At 38.8% G+C, this 24533-nt stretch carries 20 protein-coding genes, 1 riboswitch and 1 other annotated feature; of the genes, 1 reads left to right on the plus strand and 19 read right to left on the minus strand.

Going from position 1 to position 24533, the window contains the following annotated elements; translation table 11 throughout:
* Nucleotides 1-9: 9 nt before the first annotated feature.
* The 4 genes from ACQKN4_RS07155 to ACQKN4_RS07170 form a co-directional block, all read right to left on the minus strand.
* A complete protein-coding gene (locus ACQKN4_RS07155) occupies nt 10-468 on the minus strand; it encodes an acyl-CoA thioesterase (protein ID WP_079563158.1) in 459 nt (152 codons plus the stop codon).
* 385 nt (nt 469-853) lie between these two features.
* Entirely contained in the window at nt 854-1633 is a 780-nt protein-coding gene (sdhB, locus tag ACQKN4_RS07160) for a succinate dehydrogenase iron-sulfur subunit (RefSeq protein ID WP_079563159.1), read from the minus strand.
* A 5-nt stretch (nt 1634-1638) separates the two neighbouring features.
* Nucleotides 1639-3393, minus strand: coding sequence for a succinate dehydrogenase flavoprotein subunit (sdhA, locus tag ACQKN4_RS07165; RefSeq protein ID WP_079563160.1), 1755 nt, complete (start codon nt 3391-3393; stop codon nt 1639-1641).
* Between the two features lie 66 nt (nt 3394-3459).
* A complete protein-coding gene (locus ACQKN4_RS07170) occupies nt 3460-4068 on the minus strand; it encodes a succinate dehydrogenase cytochrome b558 subunit (RefSeq protein ID WP_079563161.1) in 609 nt (202 codons plus the stop codon).
* Nucleotides 4069-4340: 272 nt separating this feature from the next.
* Between ACQKN4_RS07170 and ACQKN4_RS07175 the strand changes: the two genes are divergently transcribed.
* The gene (locus ACQKN4_RS07175; protein ID WP_079563162.1) at nt 4341-4775 is read left to right on the plus strand and encodes a YslB family protein; all 435 of its coding nucleotides are present in this window, start codon (nt 4341-4343) and stop codon (nt 4773-4775) included.
* A gap of 50 nt (nt 4776-4825) precedes the next feature.
* Here the strand turns inward: ACQKN4_RS07175 and ACQKN4_RS07180 are convergent, their stop codons facing one another.
* From ACQKN4_RS07180 to zapA, 15 genes are all read right to left on the minus strand, one after another.
* Nucleotides 4826-6085 (minus strand): methyl-accepting chemotaxis protein, encoded by a 1260-nt coding sequence (locus ACQKN4_RS07180; RefSeq protein WP_079563163.1) that lies wholly within the window; start codon nt 6083-6085, stop codon nt 4826-4828.
* Between the two features lie 385 nt (nt 6086-6470).
* Nucleotides 6471-7703: an aspartate kinase gene (locus ACQKN4_RS07185; protein ID WP_427483047.1), complete on the minus strand. Its 1233-nt coding sequence runs from the start codon at nt 7701-7703 to the stop codon at nt 6471-6473.
* Between the two features lie 214 nt (nt 7704-7917).
* A riboswitch (Lysine riboswitch) is annotated at nt 7918-8096 on the minus strand.
* A 623-nt stretch (nt 8097-8719) separates the two neighbouring features.
* Complete coding sequence (uvrC, locus tag ACQKN4_RS07190; RefSeq protein ID WP_427483049.1) at nt 8720-10516, minus strand: excinuclease ABC subunit UvrC; 1797 nt, start codon at nt 10514-10516, stop codon at nt 8720-8722.
* A gap of 153 nt (nt 10517-10669) precedes the next feature.
* Nucleotides 10670-10981 carry a thioredoxin gene (gene trxA / locus ACQKN4_RS07195; protein ID WP_004226420.1) on the minus strand — a complete coding sequence of 104 codons (312 nt, stop codon included), beginning with the start codon at nt 10979-10981 and terminating at the stop codon, nt 10670-10672.
* A gap of 133 nt (nt 10982-11114) precedes the next feature.
* Nucleotides 11115-12464, minus strand: a complete 1350-nt coding sequence (locus ACQKN4_RS07200; protein ID WP_079563167.1) for an amino acid permease — start codon at nt 12462-12464, stop codon at nt 11115-11117.
* Between the two features lie 185 nt (nt 12465-12649).
* Nucleotides 12650-12883, minus strand: a binding site (T-box leader).
* Between the two features lie 220 nt (nt 12884-13103).
* Nucleotides 13104-14081 (minus strand): electron transfer flavoprotein subunit alpha/FixB family protein, encoded by a 978-nt coding sequence (locus ACQKN4_RS07205; protein ID WP_079563168.1) that lies wholly within the window; start codon nt 14079-14081, stop codon nt 13104-13106.
* A gap of 51 nt (nt 14082-14132) precedes the next feature.
* Entirely contained in the window at nt 14133-14906 is a 774-nt protein-coding gene (locus ACQKN4_RS07210) for an electron transfer flavoprotein subunit beta/FixA family protein (protein WP_079563169.1), read from the minus strand.
* Between the two features lie 117 nt (nt 14907-15023).
* Nucleotides 15024-15797 carry an enoyl-CoA hydratase gene (locus tag ACQKN4_RS07215; RefSeq protein WP_427483051.1) on the minus strand — a complete coding sequence of 258 codons (774 nt, stop codon included), beginning with the start codon at nt 15795-15797 and terminating at the stop codon, nt 15024-15026.
* A 14-nt stretch (nt 15798-15811) separates the two neighbouring features.
* Nucleotides 15812-16393, minus strand: a complete 582-nt coding sequence (locus ACQKN4_RS07220) for a TetR/AcrR family transcriptional regulator (RefSeq protein ID WP_079563171.1) — start codon at nt 16391-16393, stop codon at nt 15812-15814.
* Between the two features lie 164 nt (nt 16394-16557).
* Entirely contained in the window at nt 16558-18249 is a 1692-nt protein-coding gene (locus ACQKN4_RS07225) for an AMP-binding protein (protein ID WP_427483053.1), read from the minus strand.
* Nucleotides 18250-19138: 889 nt separating this feature from the next.
* Nucleotides 19139-19552 (minus strand): DUF350 domain-containing protein, encoded by a 414-nt coding sequence (locus ACQKN4_RS07230; protein ID WP_079563173.1) that lies wholly within the window; start codon nt 19550-19552, stop codon nt 19139-19141.
* A gap of 21 nt (nt 19553-19573) precedes the next feature.
* On the minus strand, nt 19574-21940 hold the full coding sequence (locus tag ACQKN4_RS07235) for an endonuclease MutS2 (RefSeq protein ID WP_427483055.1): 2367 nt from the start codon (nt 21938-21940) through the stop codon (nt 19574-19576).
* Between the two features lie 18 nt (nt 21941-21958).
* On the minus strand, nt 21959-23668 hold the full coding sequence (gene polX, locus ACQKN4_RS07240) for a DNA polymerase/3'-5' exonuclease PolX (protein ID WP_427483057.1): 1710 nt from the start codon (nt 23666-23668) through the stop codon (nt 21959-21961).
* A 59-nt stretch (nt 23669-23727) separates the two neighbouring features.
* Nucleotides 23728-24267, minus strand: coding sequence for a CvpA family protein (locus ACQKN4_RS07245; protein WP_079563176.1), 540 nt, complete (start codon nt 24265-24267; stop codon nt 23728-23730).
* A gap of 5 nt (nt 24268-24272) precedes the next feature.
* Nucleotides 24273-24533 (minus strand): cell division protein ZapA, encoded by a 261-nt coding sequence (gene zapA, locus ACQKN4_RS07250; RefSeq protein ID WP_079563177.1) that lies wholly within the window; start codon nt 24531-24533, stop codon nt 24273-24275.

The following is a 24533-nucleotide window of genomic DNA, read 5'->3' on the forward strand; positions in this document are numbered from 1 at the left end:
GACAGATCATTAAATAATCACCAAGCTTGCTAGCTGAGTTTTGGTCTCTTCAGATAAGGGTACACTCTTCCCAGTTCGAGGGTTCATTTGCACAACCGTCCCCCTACCTGTAAAGCAAACCTCATCATGCTGATTTTTCGCTAAATAATGAATATCCATTGATGAGTTCCCTACTGTCGCTACTTTCGTGTAAATTCTGAGCACATCATCAAAGAAAACTTGCTTCACGTAATCACACTGTAAGTCAGCTACAATCGGAATCCCCTCTACATTCTCATCCATTGCTGATGGCATGAGAACACCTAAATGGCGGAAATAATCAATTCGTGCCTGTTCAAAATATGTAAAGCTAACTGTATTATTCATATGACCGTACATATCCGTTTCTGAAAAACGTACACGGATCTCAATATAAAATGCAAAATCCTTAGTCCATTCCTGAAAATCTCCGATATAATTTGCTTTCATCTTAGCCATCCCCCTAATTTTCATTCGCCTCTTCCCAAACAGTAAATAGTAGATGGAATTAGCAATTGATAAATGAATATGCATTCATTATAAAGCAAAATACTATTTTATCATAGAAAATTTACATTTTAGCTCGTTATATTTAAGAATCCCTTATTTTATGCAATAAAATCTTTCTATACTGTACTTAAATCATCATATTTAGTTTTTCATAAAAATACCCCTATTGAGAACTTCCTATCATGCGAAACATTAGTCAGAGCGAGTTTTATCAGTCTTTACAAATCGGGCATTTACAAGTAGTTAATCTATAAACTTATTTGATAATTTCCATAGAAAAAAACTCCCTCACACAATGAGTGTAAGGGAGTAAAAGCTTGTACTATTAGTCAACGTAGTGGTCAGAACCGAAGAAGTTACGGAACATTTGCACTGTAGTTGCACGGTTTAATGATGCGATAGATGTTGTTAAAGGAATACCTTTTGGACAAGCAGCAACACAGTTTTGTGAGTTACCGCAGTTTGCAAGGCCTCCATCACCCATGATCGTATTTAAACGTTGGTCTTTAATCATTGCACCAGTTGGGTGAGTATTGAAAAGACGCACTTGTGATAATGGTGCAGGTCCGATGAATGAAGCTTTTTCAGACACGTTTGGACATGCTTCCATACATACACCACAAGTCATACATTTAGATAATTCATAAGCCCATTGACGTTTACCTTCTGGCATACGTGGACCTTCACCTAAATCATAAGTACCATCGATTGGAACCCATGCTTTAACTTTTTTAAGTGCATTGAACATACGTTCACGGTCAACTTGTAAGTCACGAATAACTGGGAAAGTTTTCATAGGCTCAAGTTTAATTGGCTCAGTCAATTGGTCAACAAGTGTTGAACAAGATTGACGTGGGCGTCCATTAATAACCATTGAACATGCACCACAAACTTCTTCAAGACAGTTCATATCCCATGCAACTGGTGTTGTTTTTTCACCATTTGACATAACCGGGTTCTTTTGAATTTCCATTAATACAGAAATGACGTTCATACCATGACGGTAAGGAATGTCAAATTTCTGCCAGTAGCCGTTGCCACCTTGTGTATCTTGACGTAAAATTTCAACTTTGACCATTCTTCCAGTATTAGCTGCGATATTCATAATTCTTAGTCTCCTTTCGCAGAGTAATCACGTTTACGTGGTGGAATTAATGAAACGTCGACTTCTTGGTACGTGATAATTGGATCACCAGTAGTTGGGTCAAATTTCGCCATTGTAGTTTTTAAGAACTGCTCATCATCACGGTTCGGGAAATCTGGTTTATAGTGTGCACCACGAGATTCGTTACGTAATAATGCACCTTTTGTCATTACTTTTGCTAGGTAAATCATATTTTTCAACTGACGCGTAAAGTGAGCACCTTGGTTACTCCATTTTTGTGTATCATTGATGTTAATGTTTTCCCAACGTTTTTGGAATTCATCAAGTTTATTCAATGTATCTTGAAGTTGATCGTTGTAACGTACTACTGTCATAGTAGCTGTCATCATTTCGCCAAGCTCTTTATGAAGTAAGTAAGCGTTTTCTGTGCCATCCATTTTCATGACAGCATCCCATTTTTCTTGCTCTTCTTTTACGCGAGCATCATAAATTTCTTGCGGAAGATCTTCAGCATGCTTTTTAAGATGTTTAACGTAATCTACTGCATTTGGTCCAGCAACCATACCGCCATAGATAGCAGATAATAATGAGTTCGCACCAAGACGGTTTGCACCATGTTGAGAATAATCACATTCACCTGCTGCAAATAGACCAGGAATTTCAGTCATTTGGTTATAGTCTACCCATAATCCACCCATTGAGTAGTGAACTGCCGGGAATATTTTCATTGGTAATTTACGTGGGTCATCCCCTACGAATTTTTCGTAGATCTCGATGATACCACCTAGTTTAACGTCTAATTCATGCGGATCTTTATGAGAAAGATCTAGGTATACCATGTTTTCGCCGTTAATACCAAGTTTTTGGTTTACACAAACGTCGAAAATTTCACGTGTTGCAATATCACGTGGTACTAAGTTACCATATGCAGGATATTTTTCTTCTAGGAAGTACCAAGGTTTACCGTCTTTGTAAGTCCAAATACGGCCACCTTCACCACGAGCTGATTCTGACATTAGACGGTTTTTGTCATCTCCAGGAATCGCTGTTGGGTGAATTTGAATGAACTCACCATTCGCGTATGAAGCACCTTGTTGGTAAACGATAGAAGCAGCAGAACCTGTATTAATTACAGAGTTTGTTGTTTTACCGAAGATAATACCAGGGCCACCAGTCGCCATAATAACAGCGTCTGCACGGAATGATTTGATTTCTTCTGTACGCATATCTTGCGCTACGATACCACGACAAACGCCGTCAGGATCGACTACTGCACCAAGGAATTCCCAGTGCTCATATTTGTTCACTAAACCAGCTACTTCGTGAGAGCGAACTTGCTCGTCTAGTGCGTATAGTAATTGCTGACCCGTTGTTGCACCTGAGAAGGCTGTACGGTGCATTAAAGTACCACCGAAACGACGGAAGTCAAGAAGACCTTCTGGTGTACGGTTAAACATTACACCCATACGGTCCATTAAGTGAATAATACCAGGGGCTGCATCACACATACCCTTAACTGGTGGTTGGTTCGCTAAGAAGTCCCCACCGTATACTGTATCATCAAAGTGGATCCAAGGAGAATCCCCTTCACCTTTTGTATTTACCGCACCATTAATTCCGCCCTGCGCACATACAGAGTGTGAGCGTTTTACAGGAACTAATGAGAATAAATCAACTTCAGTACCAACTTCAGCTGCTTTAATCGTTGCCATCAGACCAGCTAAACCGCCGCCGACAACAATTATTTTGCTTTTCGCCATGATTATTTCTCACTCCTCTTAAAAAATTGCAATGATTGCATGTACTCTATAGTAGCTTCTATAAAATTAAACGAAAGCTAAAATAGCAGCCACACCAACTACACTTAGAATTACGAAAATAATGTTTGTTACATAAGTAGCAATCTTTTGAGACTGAGGAGATTGTACAATACCCCAGCTTACTAAGAATGCCCATAAACCGTTAGATAAGTGGAAAGTTGCTGATATAATACCAACGATGTAGAATCCAAGCATGAATGGATTAGAAACGATCTCCGCCATCATGTCGTAATCAACTTCTGCACCAAGTGCTTTTTGAATACGAGTTTGGAAAATATGCCATGCAATGAAAATCACTAAGAATACACCTGTGAAACGTTGTAATGAGAACATCCAGTTACGGTATGTGCTGAAACGTCCTGTATTTGGTGTAGCAGTGAATGCAATGAAGACACCATAAAATGCGTGGAACATTAATGGAATATAGATGACAATCCATTCAACTAGGATAAGGAATGGAATCTTTTCCATATTTGCGGTAGCTGCGTTGTAACTTTCTGCTCCGCCTGTTGCTGTAAAGTTAATTAACAGGTGCATCGTTAAAAACAGACCTACTGGAATGATACCAAGTAGAGAATGTAAGCGACGCCATAAAAACTCTCGATCTTTCGACAAGACTGTTACCCCCCTTAGTACTTAAAATATCACAACAAAAGAAGTCATCATTTTGTAACTGATACTTCATTGACTGTGTATTTCATCATGGTACAATATTATGACATGTTTATTGTACTCTCAAGAGCTACGAGCGTCAAGGCAACTAAGAGTTTTTCGTATTCCTTATTAAAGTAATAATCTAGTACATGATGCATCGTTTTTTCTCGAAAAATCTATCTTTACTTTATCAGTGTCGAATTATAAGAAAATTCTAAGAAAGAAGGATTTAAATGTTAAACACTTCATCACCTACAATCTCAGCTTTTGGCTATGAGATAATTCGCGATTATATTTTATCTTCCATTCTTGGTAAACATGAAGGTGATGTTCTTTACTGGGCAGGAAAAGACCTAGCACGGAAGTTCCCATGTAAAAGTCAAGATGAACTTATCGCATTTTTCGCAGATGCCTGCTGGGGTAATTTAGAGCTTGTCAAGGAATCGAAGGATGGACGTACATTCCAGTTGACAAATGATCCAGAACTGTTACAAATCGGTCTTCGTAGCTTTAGACTCGAGGCAGGATTTATAGCTGAACAAATCCAGCAAGCAAAAGGTTACTTAACCGAATGCTATGATGAAAAACGTGAAAAGCAACAGAACGTTACATTTACAGTTAAATGGGACGTCAAGGAACGAATCATGAACACCGTTCCTTCAGAATAAAACGAAAAGGATTGTCATTCCAAATTTATGGATGACAATCCTTTTAATATTTATAACAGGGCATGTCTTTCTTTTAAAAGTACATCTATTAACGAAATAAACGCTTCTAAAATATTTAGTGAGTATTGAATCATTTCCTCTAAGTTTTTGATTGACAGTTCATTCACTAATTTTTGTGCAGCTATATGTACTAATTCATGAGGTTGTTCTATATGAAGATATTCTGGTAAATTCCGATATTCTTCAAAATGGCCATAATACCATTCCCCAAACTTACATTCATGATGCGTTTTTATAATTTCTTTATGGCCAGCCTTTTGTATAGCATTTCTTAAAAAGCTTGCATGATCCATTAACCTTGCTGCCAATTGGCTAACTACCGTTTGCTCTTTGGGCTTACGGATTGTAGGGGCGATAACTTTTAGCATTTCAGATACTTGATTTTGTATTATATCCGAGAAATCACTAGTATGAGATAATTCCGTCGTTGTTTCTGCTAAACGTCCTACAGCTATTACATTTCCTTCTGATGCGACTGTTATTTGATCAATGCCATGTGCTGTTTCTTCAATATTTTTACTTGTTACAGTCAAATTAGTAATATTGTTCTTCATGATACTTAAAAAGTCCGTTAAATAATGTTCGACTTCTTTGATATTTGTTATTGTATTATGTAATTTCTTATCAATGACTGATCGAATCTTCGTCATTTCTTGCAATGAACCTTTCGAGCTGTTAGCTAACTTCCCTACCTCCATCGCAACAACATTAAATCCTTTTCCATGCTCACCAGCACGTGCAGCTTCTATAGAGGCATTTAAGGATAGTAGTTGTGTTTGATCAGCAATCCCAGTTACACCTTTTCCGATTTCATCCATTTTAGTTATTTCATTATACAACTGCTCTGTTGAATGAGCTCCTTTAGACAGCAACTCCTGAACCAGTTCACCTTTTGTAATGGACGATTCCATTTCCTCTACAAGGAGTATTGAATGTTGTTTGATTTCTTGAATGTTTGCATTAACATTTTGCTCAACTGCAAGTATCTCTTCTGTATTTGACGACATTTCTTCACTCATTGCTGAAATATCCCCTACACTTGCTGAGACATTTTGAACCTTTAAAGCCGTTTGAAAATTTATTAACTTCATATGTGCAAGTACAAAGTCTAAAATCGCATTTTTCACATCAATACTGTCCTGCTCAAGTTCTAATTCCAGAATTCGCTTTTTTAATATTTGTATTTCTAAATCGTTGTGTTGCTCAACGCTTTCATCCACTGGCTTTTGAAACAAACCGAATAACACCATATTAACTCCCACCTTCCCCTTGGAAAAACATGTCACATTTTATTATATAATAATAAAATTAGATAAAGTATGAAATTAATGTAAACAAAAAAAGATGTGCCATTTAATGACACATCCTATTCAATATTATATGTAAAGCGCTTGTTCTAAAATCAATTATGCCTCGGAATAATTGCGTCCGGAATCGGTTTTGAGCTTAGGCCAGCAGATGTTTTTTGTGCGGAAGCGCAGTGCTAACGTAGCGTCAGCAACACGAGGGCCGACACGATGTCGGTCATTTCGGTAATGCCACAGGACGTGGCGTTCTTAGACTGAGTTCCTTTATTTCAGCAAATGTTTGGATACCCTCTAAAAAGTGACTTAAAGGAGATTTCTGTACCTGTCGCTACGCTTTCGGAGACATTTGCTGAAAGAGGTTAAATTCGTCATGTAATGCATTTGCTGCACGAATCATTTCGTCCTGAGGAACAACGACAGACACTTTTATTTCAGAAGTACTTACCATTTTTACAGGGATATCTTCACGGCGTAAACGATCAAACATACGGGCAGCCACCCCCGGATTAGATGCCATTCCTGAACCAATAATAGAAACTTTCGCTAAACCGATTTCAAAATCAGCAAAACTAAACCCTAGTGATACTTTACTATCTTCTAGGACACGTAATGCATCAGCGAACTCCTCTTTTAAAATAGTAAATGATACAGTCAGCTTTAAGCCATCAATTATTGCTTGTACGATTATATCAACGTTTATGCGATTTTCTGCAAGTATTGTGAATATATCTGCTAACGAAGCTTTAGAATAAGCATCATACCCTACCGTGAGGCGAATAACGTCTGACTCATAGGCAACACCACGGACAATTAAATTTTTCTCCATTTCAACTTCCTCCTTCAATAAAGTACCTTCTGTATCTTTTTCGCTTGACCGAATGGTAACTGGGATTTGAAACTTCTTTGCTATTTCTACAGCCCGTGGGTGTAAAATTTGTGATCCTAAGTTTGATAGCTCTAGCATTTCATCATAGGAAATTTCTTTTAACTTTTGTGCCCCAGCAACCTGACTTGGATCAGCTGTATAAACTCCATCCACATTCGTATAAATATCTACGCGCTCCGCCTCTAAAGCTGCAGCAATAGCTAAAGCCGTCGTCTCCGCACCACCTTTACCAAGCGTCGTAATATTCCGTGAATTATTGATTCCCTGTCCCCCTGCAACGACGACGATTTTTCCCTGAGTAAAATACTCTTCTATTCGACTAGCTTCTAGCCCATCAATTCGTGCATTACCATACACCTCATCGGTTTGAATACCTGCCTGCCAGCCTGTTAATGACACTGCATCATAACCTTCTTCCTGCAAAGCAATTGCCACTAATGCACATAATAGTTGTGAGCTTGTTGACAATAGTACGTCTAGTTCACGTTTAGACGCATTGTCTGATAGATTACAAGCCATCTTTGCTAATTCTTTAGACGTCCCTCTCATTCCTGTAGTGACAACGACAATATCAAAACCACTTTCCTTTTGTGCAATCACCTTTTTTGCAACATCTTGAATGTGTTCAGATGATGCTAATGCAGCACCACCAAATTTCATCACAATTCTCTCCATCTTCATTCTCCTTCGTATTTAATCATTTCGCTGATTATAAAGTAGCTATAATTTTGCAGCTTTTCACAAAAAACATCGCAAAAGCAAATAACACCCTTCAACTCTTAGGTAAGAGTAACAGCCTTGAAAAAATGTTGTTTCGAGGAATCTAAAAAGGCAGCTCTCACATAACGTGAAAGCTGCCTATAACATGTACAATAAAAGTAACTTGCGCATGTGTGATAGCTCTCCGAAACGTTTAGAATCGACAGTCTTACATCTCTTAAATGTAAAACCAGCACAACATCGGAAACAACGATGCTCCACTTCGGCAAGTTCCCCTTTCATACATTTTCACTGGACTTGTTCGTCCTCGTATGTACTACTCTTGAACCTTGCACCTCTATCATCACTAAAAAGTGATTGTATTTAATTGAATCTTAGCGAAGAAATTTCCAATTTAATAAGTAGAAACTACTTGAAAACTAAGATGCTGTGTATGACATTGCTATATTGAATAGCTATGTTATATACAAACCTTAGCATACGTCTAATCCTTTGACAATGTCTCTTGTATAAAATCAATTTCGCCTTGGCGTAATTGTAGCTACGACTTTGCTTCCGCTACAGATAAACAATGCGTCTGAAATCGGCTTTGTGCTTAGGCCTGCAGATGTTTTTTGTGCGAAAGCGTAGCGACAGCAACATGTTTTTGTCTGTGCGAAAGCGTAGCGACAGCAACATGTTTTTGTCTGTGCGAAAGCGTAGCGACAGCAACAACACGAGGGCCGACAGGTTGTCGGTCATTTCGGTAATGCCACAGGACGTGGCGTTTTTACCGATGAAGGTCAGTTAACCGTTATCGCACGGATGCGATGGTTTTAGGCTAACATCCCCTGTGAACTCTTTTCCGATTCCGTGAGATCCACCGGAGGCTCTATTTTCATTCAGCAAATGTCTTTGGTACCGAAAGCGTAGTGACAGGTACAGGCGTTTGGACACCCACCGAAAAGGAATTCCATCTACATTCATCTCACTTACCCTTCGGATGTAGTGTTTTCTTCTGAATGAAAATAAGTGTGGATATTACTAGCTAGACTTGCTGGCATCCCCGCTTCCTGTAATGCTTGCACACTTGCCTCACGAATTTTTTTGACAGAGCCAAAATGCTTAAGTAATTGCTGTTTTCGCTTTGGACCAACTCCCTCTATTTGATCGAGGACAGATTGTATAGCATGCTTCTCGTGCTGCTGTCGTAAGAAAGTAATAGCAAAGCGGTGTACTTCGTCTTGAATTCGTTGCAGTAAATAGAAGCCATCACTTGTGCGCTTTAATGCAATTACTTCAGGTGGATCACCAAATAGAAGCTGAGACGTATTATGCTTGTCATCTTTTGCTAATCCGGCAATTGGAATGACAAGGTCGAGCTCATCCTCTAATACTTCCCGCGCGACTTCCATTTGCCCCTTCCCGCCATCAATTAGTACTAAATCTGGTAAAGGTAGACCTTCCTTTAATACTCGTGTATAGCGACGACGGATCACTTCCTGCATTGCCCCGTAATCATCGTGCTTAGCAGCTGTACGTGTTTTGTATTTTCGATACTCCTTCTTTGCAGGTTTACCATCGATAAATACAACCATTGCAGATACAGCATCTGTTCCATGCATATGACTATTATCGAAAGATTCGATCCGTAAAGGCACAGAAATGCCCATAGCTTCACCGAGCGCCTCACATGCTCCTATTGTTCGTTCTTCCTGACGTTCAATAAGCTGGAACTTCGCTGCAACAGCAATTTCAGCATTTTTAATCGCTAAATCAACAAGCTCTTTTTTTTGCCCACGTTTTGGTGTTAGTACCTTCACTTCTAATAATTCCGTTAAAATATCCGCATCAATAGATTGTGGGATAAAAATTTCTTTAGGCTTGATATGCTCTAGCTTGTCATAAAAGCGCCCAACGAACGTTAAAAATTCCTCTTCTGCCTCTTGATAAATCGGAAATATCGAGACATCTCGCTCAATGAGCTTTCCTTGACGGACAAAGAAAACTTGCACACACATCCAGCCCTTCTCGACTGCATAACCAAATACATCGCGGTTAGTTGTATCACTTGATACAATTTTTTGCTTTTGCATGACTGTATCAATATGTGCAATTTGATCGCGAAATTCCTTTGCACGTTCAAACTCTAAATTTTCTGCGGCCGCTAGCATCTTTACCTCTAGCTCTTTTTTTACTTCTTCAACCCCACCATTTAAAAATTTTGTCATATCTTCAATCATATCGTTGTAAGTGTCAACATCAATCTCTTTCACACAAGGAGCTAGACATTGCCCCATGTGATAATATAAACAAACCTTTGAAGGAAGTTGTACACATTTTCGAAGAGGATATAAACGATCTAGCAGCTTTTTCGTCTCACTTGCTGCATACGCATTTGGATAGGGACCAAAATACTTTGCCTTATCCTTTTTCACTTTTCGTGTTGTAATAAGTCGTGGATGTTTTTCATTTGTAATTTTTAAATACGGATACGTTTTATCATCCGTCAACATAACATTGTATTTCGGGTCATGTAGTTTTATAAGATTAAGTTCTAAAATTAATGCCTCGATATTGGAGGATGTCACAATGTACTCAAAATCTTCTATTTCGCTTACAAGTCTCTGTGTTTTCCCTTCATGCGTACCAGTAAAATACGAGCGTACTCGATTTTTCAGCACTTTTGCTTTCCCGACATAAATAATAGTACCTTGTCGATCTTTCATCAAATAGCAGCCAGGCTGATCTGGTAAAATTTCAAGCTTTCGTTTAATTAAATCATTCATCGCCTACCTGCCCCCCTTTTTGTTAAAACTAGCTTTCGTTCCTTTTTATAGAGCTTTGCACACCACATTGCCTATCCATAGCTCTCCCTTTATTATATAACGAAAAAAAGCCAAGCACATCTATTGATGGCTCGACTCTTTTTTTCTAATAGATTAAGCGTGTTTTGCGATAAATGCTTCTAACGCTTCTTTTGGTTGGAAACCAACAGTTTTGTCTACTAATTCACCGTCTTTGAAAAGTAATAAAGATGGGATAGACATAATTTGGTATTGCGCTGCAGTACCTTGGTTGTTATCTACATCTACTTTTACAATTTTAGCCGCACTACCTGCAGCATCCATTTCTTCAAGAACTGGTCCAATCATTTTACAAGGTCCGCACCAAGCAGCCCAAAAGTCTACTAGTACTAACCCTTCTTTAATATCATCTTGGAAAGTTGCATCTGTTGCATGTACAATTGCCATTTGAAATCCTCCTTAAACTTACTATGTTTGTAGTATAGCATGGATAAATTCTCTTGAGCGAACAATCTGCCTAGTATGCTTAATTTATGAAAATTTAGGTCGAATAAGACATTAAGTTCATTTTTAGTGTAGCCTAATTTTCTTGAAAACGACCTTTAAAGACATAGGTTAACGTAATAAAGAGATAAATAGCTAAAGTAATACCTGTTATGATAATAGATGTTGTAAAAATAATACCAATTAGAATCGCACTTAACGCAATAATAGCTATCCAAGTTGTGTAAGGGAACAATTTTACTGCATAGGTACTTGTTTTTTCTGGCTGTTTTTTACGCGATTTCAGATGTGCAATCGCAATAATTAGCCAAATAAATAACACGGTATATCCAAGTGAACCCATTAGGAAATCAAAAGTTCTGCTTCCCGCAAATAAAGAAAATATTACAGCTACATATAAAGCGAAGGTACACATTAATATGGCATATACCGGAACTTTTCTTTTTGATAAATATGCAAAGATTTTAGGAACACGCCCGTCTACAGCTTGTGTATACAGAACTCGCGATGAACCATAAAGCCCCGAGTTCATTGACGAAATAATTGCGAGTATAACTACAGCGTTCATAATATGGTCAGCACCAGGAATCCCAACCATTTTAAAGACCATCACAAACGGACTTTCCGGCACCCCATTTACTTCATTCCAAGGAATCAAGCTAACGATAATAAAGAAAGGAACTAAATAAAAAGTTACAATACGTACTAATGTACTGCGAACAGCTTTTGGCACTACTTTTTCAGGATTTTTCGTTTCAGCTAGTGTAATACCAATAATTTCAGTACCACCATAAGAGTAAATAACTACAAGCATTGCAGAAATCAATCCCATTGATCCGTTCGGGAAGAAACCACCATGTTCCGTTAAATTAGAAAAGCCAACAGCTGTATGATTACCAAAAGTAACAAGCAATAAAATTAATCCCGCTATAATGAACACCACAATAACGGTAATTTTAATTAACGCCAGCCAATATTCAGTTTCAGCAAAGACTTTCACTGATAACAAGTTTACGGCTGTAACTAACACCGAAACAGATAATGCAAGTATCCAAATCGGGTAATCTGGCAACCAATATTGAATAAAAATGGCCGCAACTATAGATTCTGCAGCAATATTCAACACCCACATTTTCCAATAGATCCAATCTAGGAAATAAGCTGGAAACTTTCCTAAAACAGCTTGCACTAGATCTCTAAATGTTCTGGCTTCGCTATTACGGACTGCCATTTCTGCTAAACCTTGCATAACAAACAGCAGGATAATCCCACCAATTAAGTACGCAATAAGTACTGATGGCCCTGCCATATCAATAGCTGCACTACTTCCTTTAAATAACCCTGCACCAATGGCACCACCTAAAGCCATCATCGTAATATGCCGTGAGGTCATCGTTCTTTTTAATTTCTGATTGTCGTTTTCCATTTCCTTACCTCCTAAAATCAACAAATGCGCTATAGCGCTCGTTTACATCCGACAAGCGCTGGAGAGCCCGAAGCAAAAGTAAGCGCTCCTCCACTTTTTCCCGAGGGATCGAAGCGACCTCGAGGATGTAGCGTTTAGCCTAGACAAAAAAAGGCATATCGTCTGTTCCTTCATTAATAAATGAAAGAAGAGACGATATGCCATAAGCAAACCGCGGTACCACTCTAATTGGTTCTTTTAGAACCCTACTTAAAAACCTAGTAACGAAGGTTAACCGTCCAACAAATAGAATATTCTGCAAATTCTATTTATCTTACCGCTCATAGGCAAGTTCAAAGTCTTATTGGACTGCGTTGCACCAACCCGCAGCTCTCTTCACCAAATAATGAGCTTTTACTACTCCTAATCTTTGCGTTTCTTTTGAATAAAAATCAATTATGCCTCGGCATGATTCCGTGACATCCGCCGGAGGCTTTAACTTATTTCACTGAGTGTTTGATCCGCTGAAATAAGTTAAATTAATATTCATCACTATACGTTCTAAAATTAATTATGTCAACATTTTATTTTGCAATAACTTTAAAAAGTCGAAAAATTCAACAAAAAAAGCAGGGAAGATACATCCTCCCTGCACATTTATTATGCGTTCACTTTTAACGCTTTAAATTCTTCGATTAGAAGAGGCACTACTTCAAATAAATCGCCTACGATACCGTAGTCCGCAACTTTGAAAATATTTGCCTCTGGATCCTTATTAATAGCAACGATTACTTTTGAATTTGACATTCCCGCTAAATGCTGAATTGCTCCAGAAATACCTGCTGCAATGTAAAGGTCCGGTGTTACTACCTTACCTGTTTGACCAATTTGAAGTGAGTAGTCACAATATTCAGCATCACATGCTCCACGTGAAGCTCCAACTGCACCACCAAGTAAATCCGCTAGCTCTTTTAATGGTTCAAAGCCATCCTCAGACTTTACGCCACGACCACCTGCTACAACAACTTTTGCCTCTGAAAGATCGACACCCTCAGAAGATTTACGTACAACCTCTTTAATAATTGTACGAAGGTTTGTAATATCTACAGTAAGAGAAGTGATGTCACCAGATTTTCCTGCTACTTTTTCTAATGGCGCAATATTATTTGGACGAACTGAAGCTAAAACTATGCCGTCTTTTACTTTCACTTTTTCAAAAGCTTTACCAGAGTAAATTGGACGGATGAATACAACATCATCACCAGTACCTTCCATAGACGTTACATCAGATACAAGACCTGCTTGTAATTTACTGGCAATTTTCGGTGATAAATCTTTACCGTTTGCAGTATGACCAAACACGATACCTGCTGGCTTTTCTTCCTCAATTACAGCTAATAAAGCTTGACCATAGCCATCAGATGTATATTGTTTTAAATGTGGATGCTCCACCGTTACAACACGGTCAGCACCATATTCAAATAATGGACCTGTTAAACCTGCTACGGCATCTCCTAAAAGAACACCAACAACCTCACCGCCATCAGCGATTTGCTTTGCAGCCGCAATTGCTTCGAAAGAAACATTACGTAAGCTTCCTTCACGAACTTCACCTAATACTAATACTTTTTTTGACATAGTATATTCCCTCCGTTACCCTTTAAGATTCGATTTGTGTCATCAGATGACTTAAACTACTTTTGCCTCTGTATGAAGTAGGTTTACTAGCTCTTTTACTTGAGCTGAAAGTTCGCCCTCAAGAACACGACCTGCTGCCTTTTGAGCTGGTAAGAAAATATCAACTGTTTCTACCTTAACTTCTACATCATCTTCATCGATATCTAAATCATCTAACTCAAGTTCTGCAAGCGGTTTCTTCTTTGCTTTCATAATCCCTGGTAAAGATGGGTAACGCGGCTCGTTTAAACCTTGCTGAGCTGTTACTAAAAGTGGTAAAGATGTCTCGATCACTTCTGAGTCACCTTCAATATCACGTACAATTTTCGCAGATGTGCCATCAATTTCAAGCTTTGTAATTGTTGTAACATAGTTAATGCCTAGTAAATCTGCAACACGGGGTCCTACTTGACCAGAGCCTCCGTCAATTGCAACGTTTCCTGATAAAATTAAATCAGCGTCTTTATCTTTTAAATATTCAGCTAAAATATATGCAGCTGCATTTTGATCTAGTTCATCTAAATCGTCTTCTGTATTAATCAGAACCGCTTCATCAGCACCCATTGCAAGAGCTGTGCGTAATTGCTTCTCTGCATCTTCGCCACCAATTGAAACAACTGTTACTTTACCGCCAGCAGCGTCTCGTACTTGAATAGCTTCTTCAATGGCATATTCATCGTAAGGATTGATGATGAATTCTGCGCCATCCTCTTGGATTTTACCACCCGACACAACGATTTTTTCTTCTGTATCAAACGTACGTTTAATTAATGCAAAAATATTCATATATCCATACCCCCTGAAACGATTTTTATTTCTAAGTAAACTTATAAATATTATATATTTTCAGTGTCGATAACGTCGATAACACTCTTTCAAGTCGCTATCGACACTGATGGAATATTATTTACCAGTAAACACAGGCTCGCGTTTTGCAATAAATGCTTGAATTCCCTCTTTTGCATCTTCCGAAACGAATACTGTACCAAAGGATTTTGCTTCCGCCTCAATCCCTTCATAGAATGAAGCATGCTTTGCATATTGCAATGTTTGAATAACTGCTTTTAAAGCAACCGGACTCTTCTTCGCAATTTTCTTTGCTACCTTTAACGTTTCTTCTAATAATGCTTCATCTGTAAATGCACGATTTGCTAAACCCCATTGTACAGCTTCTGTACCAGAAATCGGCTCACTTGTGAACATCATTTCTGCAGCTTTTGCAACTCCTACATATCGTGGTAGACGTTGTGTACCCCCAAAACCTGGAATAAGACCTAATTGTAATTCAGGTAGTCCTAATTTCGCAGATTCTGTCACAAAGCGCAGATGACAACTCATCGCTAGTTCAAGTCCCCCGCCTAGTGCAGCGCCATGAATTGCAGCAATAATAGGTTTAGAGAACGTTTCAACTCGTTCAAAAACTTGTTGACCATTGCTCGCTAGCTTTGAAAATTCATCACCAGAAACAACCTCTGTAAACTCTTTAATATCTGCACCTGCTGAGAAGAAACGACCTTCGCCATGAAGTACAAGGACACGTACAGTGTCATCATTTTCTACTTCATCTAGCACAGCATTTACTTCGGCGATGATTCCGCGAGATAATGCGTTTGCTGGTGGGCGTGCAATTGTAATAATCGCTACTCCATCCTCTGCTTTCCAACTTAGAAATTCCATTTCTCCACATCCTTTTAAGCTTTAATACCGTTCAAGATTAATGCCTGAACTTTTGGAACCTGTTCTATCAAATCATATCGATATTCATTCATGACCCACGACGTAATGGTTTCGTCAATGGTTCCAAACACCATTTGACGCGCCAAGCGCACATCCATCGTTTGATTGAACTCACCTGATAGCATACCTTCGATTAAAATTTGATCCAGTAATTTTAAATACTCTCTTAACACCGAATTAATCTTTAGTCGTAAATCTTTATTCGATTGTCGTAGTTCCAATTGTGTGACGGTTGCTAGATATCGATCAGTCGCTAGAACATTAAAATGATTTGCGATCATTCGTGAAAGTTTGTCCTTAGACGTACTTCCATTTTCTATTATATCTTGTAATGACTCTACAAAAACAGCCATTTTTTCATTAAAGACAGAAATTAATATATCTTCTTTATTTTTAAAATATAAATAGATTGTTCCATCGGCCACCCCTGCCTGTTTAGCAATCTTCGATACCTGTGCTTGGTGATACCCATTTTCTGCAATAACGATGACAGCTGCATCAATAATTTGCTTATACTTTGGCTTATCACGTTTCACTTTTATATCACCACCTAAAAAAACTTGCACACGTCCCATTCATGCTGATGTATTGTGAAGGATGTGACGTGTTAACCTAAAAAAACATGAAAATATGAATGGTCATTCATTCATATTTTCATATTATAATTTACAACTTTGCTTGTCAATACTTTACCACGTATTTATTTTGCTTCTTTATTCACCAATTTTGTTTTTTCTTCGTCTACTAACGAGCGACGTAAAATTTTCCCAACAGCCGTTTTCGGTAGCTCATCTCTAAACTCATAATAGCGCGGAACTTTGAAAGAGGCTAAGTTTTGACGGCAATATTTATTTAATTCGTCTTCCGTAATCGAATATCCTTCTTTTAAAACAATATAAGCTTTTACTGTTTCTCCACGATACGGGTCTGGTATGCCCGCAACGACACACTCTTGGATTTCCTCTCGCTCATATAGTACTTCCTCTACCTCACGAGGGTAAATATTAAAGCCACCTGCGATAATGATATCTTTTTTACGGTCAACTACATAGAAATAGCCTCCCTCGTCCATATAGCCTAAATCGCCTGTTAAAAACCAGCCATCTACGAACGACGCTGCCGTATCTTCAGGGCGATTCCAATAACCTTTCATAACCTGTGGTCCCTTTACAGCTATTTCTCCTACCTCACCGACTGGAAGCACCTCTGTATCCCCTGTACGTAAAATTACTGAATCCGTATTTGGCCAAGGTAAACCAATTGAGCCCATGACACGCTTTCCCCAAATAGGTGTAGCATGTGTGACAGGAGAAGTTTCTGTTAACCCATATCCTTCTACAAGCTTTCCCCCTGTTGCCGCTTCAAATTTCTCTTGCACCTCTACTGGCAATGAAGCAGAACCACTTAAGCATGCTTTTATAGACGATAAGTCATACTTTGCAATATCCGGGTGATTTAATAGACCAATATATAAGGTCGGTGCACCTGGGAAAAGAGTCGGTTTTTGCTTATCTATCGTTTTCAACGCTGTCTCTGCATCAAACTTTGGTAATAACACCATTCTATTTTGCGTGAAAACGGATAATAACATAACAGTAGTCATACCATAGACATGGAAGAATGGTAGGATGCCCATAATGGTTTCCTCTCCATGTATACATTTATACATCCATGTATCACACATCATTGTATTAGCAATTAAGTTTTTGTGGGTTAGCATCACACCCTTAGGAAAGCCAGTCGTTCCACCTGTATATTGAAGCAGTGCAATGTCCTCTTCAAAATCAAATGGAATATCAATCATTTTGATAGGAGCGGAGCGCATAATTTCTGTGAATAAATGATTTTGACCACTATGTTCAACCTTGACACTAAAACCGTACTGCTTTTTTTGAATATATGGATAGACCAAATTTTTAGGAAATGGCAAATAATCTTTAATAGCTGTGACAATTACATTTTCAAGCGCAGTTTCTTTGATAATTTTCATAACACGTGGATACAAAATATCCATCAATAAAATTACTTTCGCACCTGAATCAGCCATTTGATATTGAAGTTCACGCTCAGTATAAAGTGGATTTGTTTGTACGACAATCGCTCCAGCATACATTGCCCCGTAGTAAGCGATTACACTTTGTGGTGAGTTTGGTAGCATAATCGCTACTCGATCTCCCTTTTCCACCCCAAGGGCTTGTAAATAGTTTGCGAACCTAAGCGCTGACTCATATAACTCAGTATACGTCAAATCCTTTCCCATAAAATGAATCGCAACTTTGGATGGATTCTTTTTATAGGCGCGTGTCAAAAACTCTTGCACAGGAATTTCCTCAAACGTTAAAGACGATGGTACTTCTTCAGGATAATTTGATAGCCATGGTTTTGTTGTCATACGTCCTCTCCCCTTTGTTCCAAACTTTGTAAACTCTTATTTTAATTATAATGAAAAAGAAATACTCTTTCAAACATAAAATAGAAAATAAATGCATTTACGATTAATTATTATGCATTTAACAACATTTATATAACTGTATTTCTTGGGGTTTGGATCAATGCGCTTTATGAATACTCATTCACTCTTACTTTTTTTATACTCAAGACTGAGTTCATATTTCTATATTCGAAAAATAATTTTTTATTGCTAACTTTTTAGATAGATGAAGGAAACTTAATAGATGTTAGTAGTATTCTGCGATGGTTTGATATGAGGTTGATGTAACTTATGATTTTTTCGGGGGTATTATTTATTAATGCGATGACACACTCAACTGACCGCTTCCTCTCCGGACCTGTGCAGTTCTTAACTCATCTAAGCAGTTTTCGAAGCTACTCTAGACATTTAGAAGTAAGTACTTATCGCTGTGGCTTTTCTTTCCGTTGCTTTGACGGTTCTATCCACGATTTTGACTGTTCTATCCACGATTTTGGCTGTTCTATCCTTCACCACGGCTCTTCTTTACGTCACCCTAGCTCTTCTTTCCGTCACCCCGGCTTTTCTTTCCGTCACCCCAACTTCTTTCCGTCGCCCTGGCTCTTCTTTCCATCGCCCCAGCTCTTCTTTCCGTCACCATAGCTCTTCTTTCCGTCGCCCCGGCTCTTCTTTCCGTATCTAGACAACCGAGCAGCAGTTCTTCTCTTCACCCTATCAATATAAAAAACGCATCCTCATAAAAGGATGCGTTTTTTGTTTAAACGGTCATCATATAATAGACACCGACTGCCAAAAATGCGATGCAGACAACGATTAGTACTTTTGCTAATTTTTCCATGTCATTACACTCCTATGCAATACTTGCCCCAATAACAAACGATAGACCGACTGAAATGGTAAAGGAAATGAAGCCGACTGAGCGATTGTCATTTGCGATTTCTTCATCGACATTAAAACGTGGTGTCATAAATTCAAATAAGAAATATGCAACAATTAGTAATGTAAAACCAAAAAGGCCCCAGCCAATCATTTCACTTAAAGTGCTATGGCGCGCAATGGAAAAGCGAAAAATATTACAGATTCCTAGTATTTTCCCACCTGTTGCGAGTGCCACAGCGATATTACCTTTTTTAATTTCTTCCCAATTTTTATATTTCGTAACGACTTCGAACAATGCCATCGAGACGACTAAACACAATACGACAACACTAAAATATCCTGCCGTTTCGATAATTGGATATCGCCAAAAGCTAGAATTCAGCATTTTCTCCGTCCCCTTTACAGCTTATTTCAATTCCACAACTGTGACGCCTAAGCCCCCCTCGCCGGCTTCACCAAAACGGAAGGATTTTACACGCTTATGCTTTTTCAAATAGCTTTGAATTCCTTGACGTAGTGCACCTGTACCGACACCATGAATAATTGATACACGCCCATAGTTAGCAAGCAAGGCATCATCAATATATTTTTCTGTACGTAAAATGGCATCTTCATATCGTTCGCCGCGTAAATCTAATTCTAATTTTACATGGTTGCTGCGATTTTTTACACCAGCCATACGTTGCACAGGTTCTTTTTCTGGTTTAATGTACTCTAGGTCACTATCTGCGATTTTCATTTTCAAAATGCCCATTTGGACAACCCATTCGGAATTCGATACTCTTTCGAGCAATGTTCCCCGTTGTCCATAGCTTAACACCTTTACCTCGTCCCCGACAACTAAGTTTTGTGTACGGGCCTTTACTTGTGCTGCTTTTTTCAACACTTTGTTGTTTTCAAGCGGTGTAACTTCTTCCAATCGTTTACGAGCTTCGATGAGTTCATGCTCCTTAACAACTTGGTCTGCATTTTTGCGCATTTCTCGAAGCTCCGCAATAATTGATTCTGCTTCTCTCTTTGCTTCATCAACAATTTTACGTGCTTTTTCTTTCGCTTTTTTATCGAGTGCCTCTTTGCGGTCTTCGTAAGCTTGTAGTTTCCCTTGTAGCTCTTTGCGTAAGGCTTCAGATTCTATCATTAATTCATGTGAGCGTTCTGCATCATCTTCTGATTGGCGACGAGTTTCTTCAAGCGAAGCAATCATGGACTCCACCTCATGGCGATCTGTACCTGTAAAGCTTTTCGCACGGTCTATAATCGACTCAGGTAAACCTAGACGACTTGAAATTTCAAATGCATTAGAGCGGCCTGGTACTCCGATTAGTAGACGATATGTTGGGCTCAATGTCTCGATATCGAACTCTACACTCGCATTTGCTACTCCTGGACGATTATAGCCGTATGCTTTTAGCTCAGGATAGTGCGTCGTTGCCATCACGCGGGCACCGCGACCATGTACTTCATCTAAAATGGAGATGGCCAGAGCCGCCCCTTCCTGAGGATCTGTACCGGCACCTAATTCATCAAATAGTACGAGTGATTCGTCATCAAATTTTTGTAAGATATCTACTATGTTGACCATATGGGAAGAGAATGTTGACAGTGATTGCTCAATTGACTGTTCATCTCCAATATCCGCGAAAAGCTGTTTGAAAACAGCAAGCTCTGAACCATCAAGTGCAGGCACTGGTAAGCCAGCCTGTGCCATTAATGTACACAATCCAACTGTTTTTAACGTGACAGTTTTACCACCAGTGTTTGGTCCTGTAATGACAATTGCCGTTATATCTTTCCCGAATTCAATATCGTTAGCAACGGCCGTTTCAATCGGTAATAGCGGATGACGTGCACGCACAAGTCGAATGTAGCCATCGTTATTCATTTTAGGCATTGTACATTTGTTCGCTTGACCGTACTTACCTTTAGCTAAAATGACGTCAATCTCGCCTAGTACTTTTACTAAGTTAAATAGATCTGGAGCTACTTCCTCTACCATCGCACTTAATGTAAGTAAAATGCGTTCAACTTCAGCTTGCTCTTTCATTTTTAAGCGATGAATTTCATTATTCGCTTGAACAACCGAATCTGGCTCGATAAATAATGTCTGACCAGAAGATGATTGATCATGCACAATTCCACCATAATGATGACGGTATTCTTGCTTAACAGGGATAACGAAGCGATCATTTCGAATCGTTACAAGTGTATCTGAGAGCATTTTTGAAGCATTGCTCCCGCGTGTAAGGCTTTCTAGCTTAGATCGTACTTTAGCTTCCTCAGCGCGCAAAGATTGGCGAATCAATCGCAACGTTTGGCTTGCAGAGTCTAGCACTGAGCCGTTTTCATCAATACAGTTATTGATTTCATGCTGCAAGCCCGTCAAAACAGGCATTGCTTCCTTTTTGGCGATGAAATGAGGAATATTAATCACTTCTTCTGATTCTATATCTTCAATAAAATTACGAAGAATTCTACTTGCTCGAATCGTACTTGATACTTCCATTAATTCTACCGCTGAAAGCATGCCCCCGATTTGTGCACGCCTTGCAGCTGGTCGTACATCAAAAATCCCACCCATTGGTACATTGCCTTTAACACGTAAAATGGATAGTCCTTCGTCCATTTCTTCTAATAATTGAACAACCTTTTCATAGTCTGTCTGTGGTACAAGTTCATCAACGGCAGATTTACCGATTGAAGAAGTACAGTATGTAGCCACTTGCTGACGTACTTTATCATATTCTAGTGTTTTCAATGCGCGTTCTGCAATCACTGAGAACACCTCCTCAACCTATTTATTTCGTCGAATAAACGCTTCAAATTGTTCTCGCGTCCATGTATTCACAATCATATCCTTTTTCAACCATGCTCTGTTTGCGTAGCGTACCCCGATATCCATAAAGCGTAAGTGAGCAATATCGTGGGCATCCGTATTGATTGCTACGGGTACGCCAGCTGTTAAAGCCATTTCTAAATGCTCAACACATAAATCAAGACGATATGGATTCGCATTTAACTCTAAAATTTTACCATATTCCTTCGCCCAAGCAATTAATTGCTCCATATCAGGATTATAGCCAGTACGATCCTCAATAATGCGGCCAGTTGGATGTGCAATCATATGAACATACGGATTTTGCATTGCTGTCAGTAAGCGTGCCATAATTTTGTCCTGCGATTGTGTAAAGCTAGAGTGAATAGAGGCAATGACGAAGTCTAACTCTCTCAGCACATCATCTTCAAAATCGAGTGAACCATCTGGCAAAATGTCCATTTCTGTCCCCGCATATAAATGGAAATCTGGATGTGCCTCATTAAATGCCTCAATTTCAACACGTTGCTTTGTTAAACGCTCTGGCGTTAAACCATTTGCTACTTTTAAAAATTGTGAATGGTCAGTAATAACGCTATATTGATAGTCACGTGCTATTAATGCCTCGCCCATTTCAGCTACAGAGTATGCACCATCAGACCACGTCGTATGCATATGTAAATCTGCTTTAATATCTTCTAATTTCACAAGATGTTGAATGTCATCCGTTTTATCGAATTCCGTTGTTCCTGTACGCAAGCTAGGTGGGATAAATGGTAAATCAAAATGCGCAAAAAATTCCGCTTCATCCTTAAACGTTAAAACAGTGCCATCCGCTTGTTCCACACCGTATTCACTAATCTTTTCACCACGGGCTTTTGCAATCTGACGCATGCGGACATTGTGATCTTTTGAGCCTGTGAAATGATGTAAGGCCGTTGCATATTCAACATCTCTCACTAATCGAAAATCTACACTTACAGGCTCTTCTAAATCTAAAATAACTGAAATCTTCGTATCGCCAGCAGCTACTACTTCTTGTACAGAAAGCTCATTCAGTAGCTTTTCACGTACAGCCTCAACTGCTTCCGTTACAACAATAAAATCAATATCTTTACTTGTTTCTGCTGCACGGCGGAAGCTTCCAGCAACAGAAAAACGCTCAACTGCTTCCATACTACCTAGAAGCGCTTCAATTTGTAAAACAACAGGCTCAAGCTGCCAAATCGGCAAACGTTCTGATCGATTCGATAAATTTGCAAGTTCTTTTAAAATTTTTTCTTCAGTTTTTGCCGCAAAGCCTGCTAGCTCACGAACTTTACAAGCTTCACAAGCTGCCTTTAAACTTTCGGCAGAATCAATTCCTAACTCTTGATGAAGCTTAGCTATTTTTTTACCACCTAAGCCTGGAAGTTTTAATAACGGCAGCAATCCTTTTGGTACAATGTCCTCTAATTCTTTTAATAAGCTCGATTCACCATTTGTTATTAAATCCTCAATAACAGCAGCTGTACCTTTACCTATACCTTTAAGCTTTGTTACATCCTCCATCTCACTCAATGAGCGCTCGTCGCCCTCGAGTGCAGCAGCAGCTTTTCGAAAGGCCGACACTTTGAATGGATTTTCCCCTTGTAATTCCATATACAATGCAATCTTTTCTAATGTGCGAATAATTGTTTTTTTGTTCATTGGGAATTCCTCCTATCGTAAAAACACTTCCCTCAAAACCGAGAGAAGTGCACAGTTTGCTATTGCATATAAATATACCACCAGTTTTGGAACATGCTCGTAATAATTGGGGTATGCTCCAAAATGAGACCACTTAACAACGACTTCGACATTAAACTTTGGATAGAATCAACTGGTAATAAAGCAAGAATGTAAAGCAAGATAAACATAATTAAATAGTTTTCAATCATGCCTAACAATGCTCCAAGCCAACGATTCACTGTACCTAATACAGGTAAATACGCTATAAAATCAAAAATCGATGCCACAATTTGCATTGTAATTTTCACCGCAAAGAATATAACAGCAAACGCAATGACACGGTAAAAAGTACGGTCTATATCCAGGCTATCAATGACTACTCCAAGACTACCTGAATCCGTTACCCCTGGATACGGGACCCAAAACACCATTTTTTGTGCTAATGGTTTATAATAGATATACGCAACAATTAGGGCAACTATAAAGCTAACGATATGCATCATCTGTACAATGAAACCACGTTTTGCTCCAACGATGAGCCCGGCTAATAGTACCGCTAATATGATTAGATCTAACATTCACTTCAACCCTTTAATTTTTTCACTTCTTCTTCTAGTTGCTCCATTCGTTCTTTTAATAGTAAATAATCGTGAACGGTATTTACTGCTGTAAGAACGGCAAGCTTTGTGCTATCAAGAGAGGGATTATGTACATTCATTTCGCGCATACGGTCATCAACAATAGAAGCGACAAGTCGCATATGTCCAATGGATTCAGAGCCGACCATTTTATAAGTATGACCGTATATTTCCACAGAAATTTTATTCTTTTCTTGATTTCCCAT

Source organism: Lysinibacillus sp. NPDC093692, assembly GCF_050280125.1.
GTDB lineage: Bacteria > Bacillota > Bacilli > Bacillales_A > Planococcaceae > Lysinibacillus.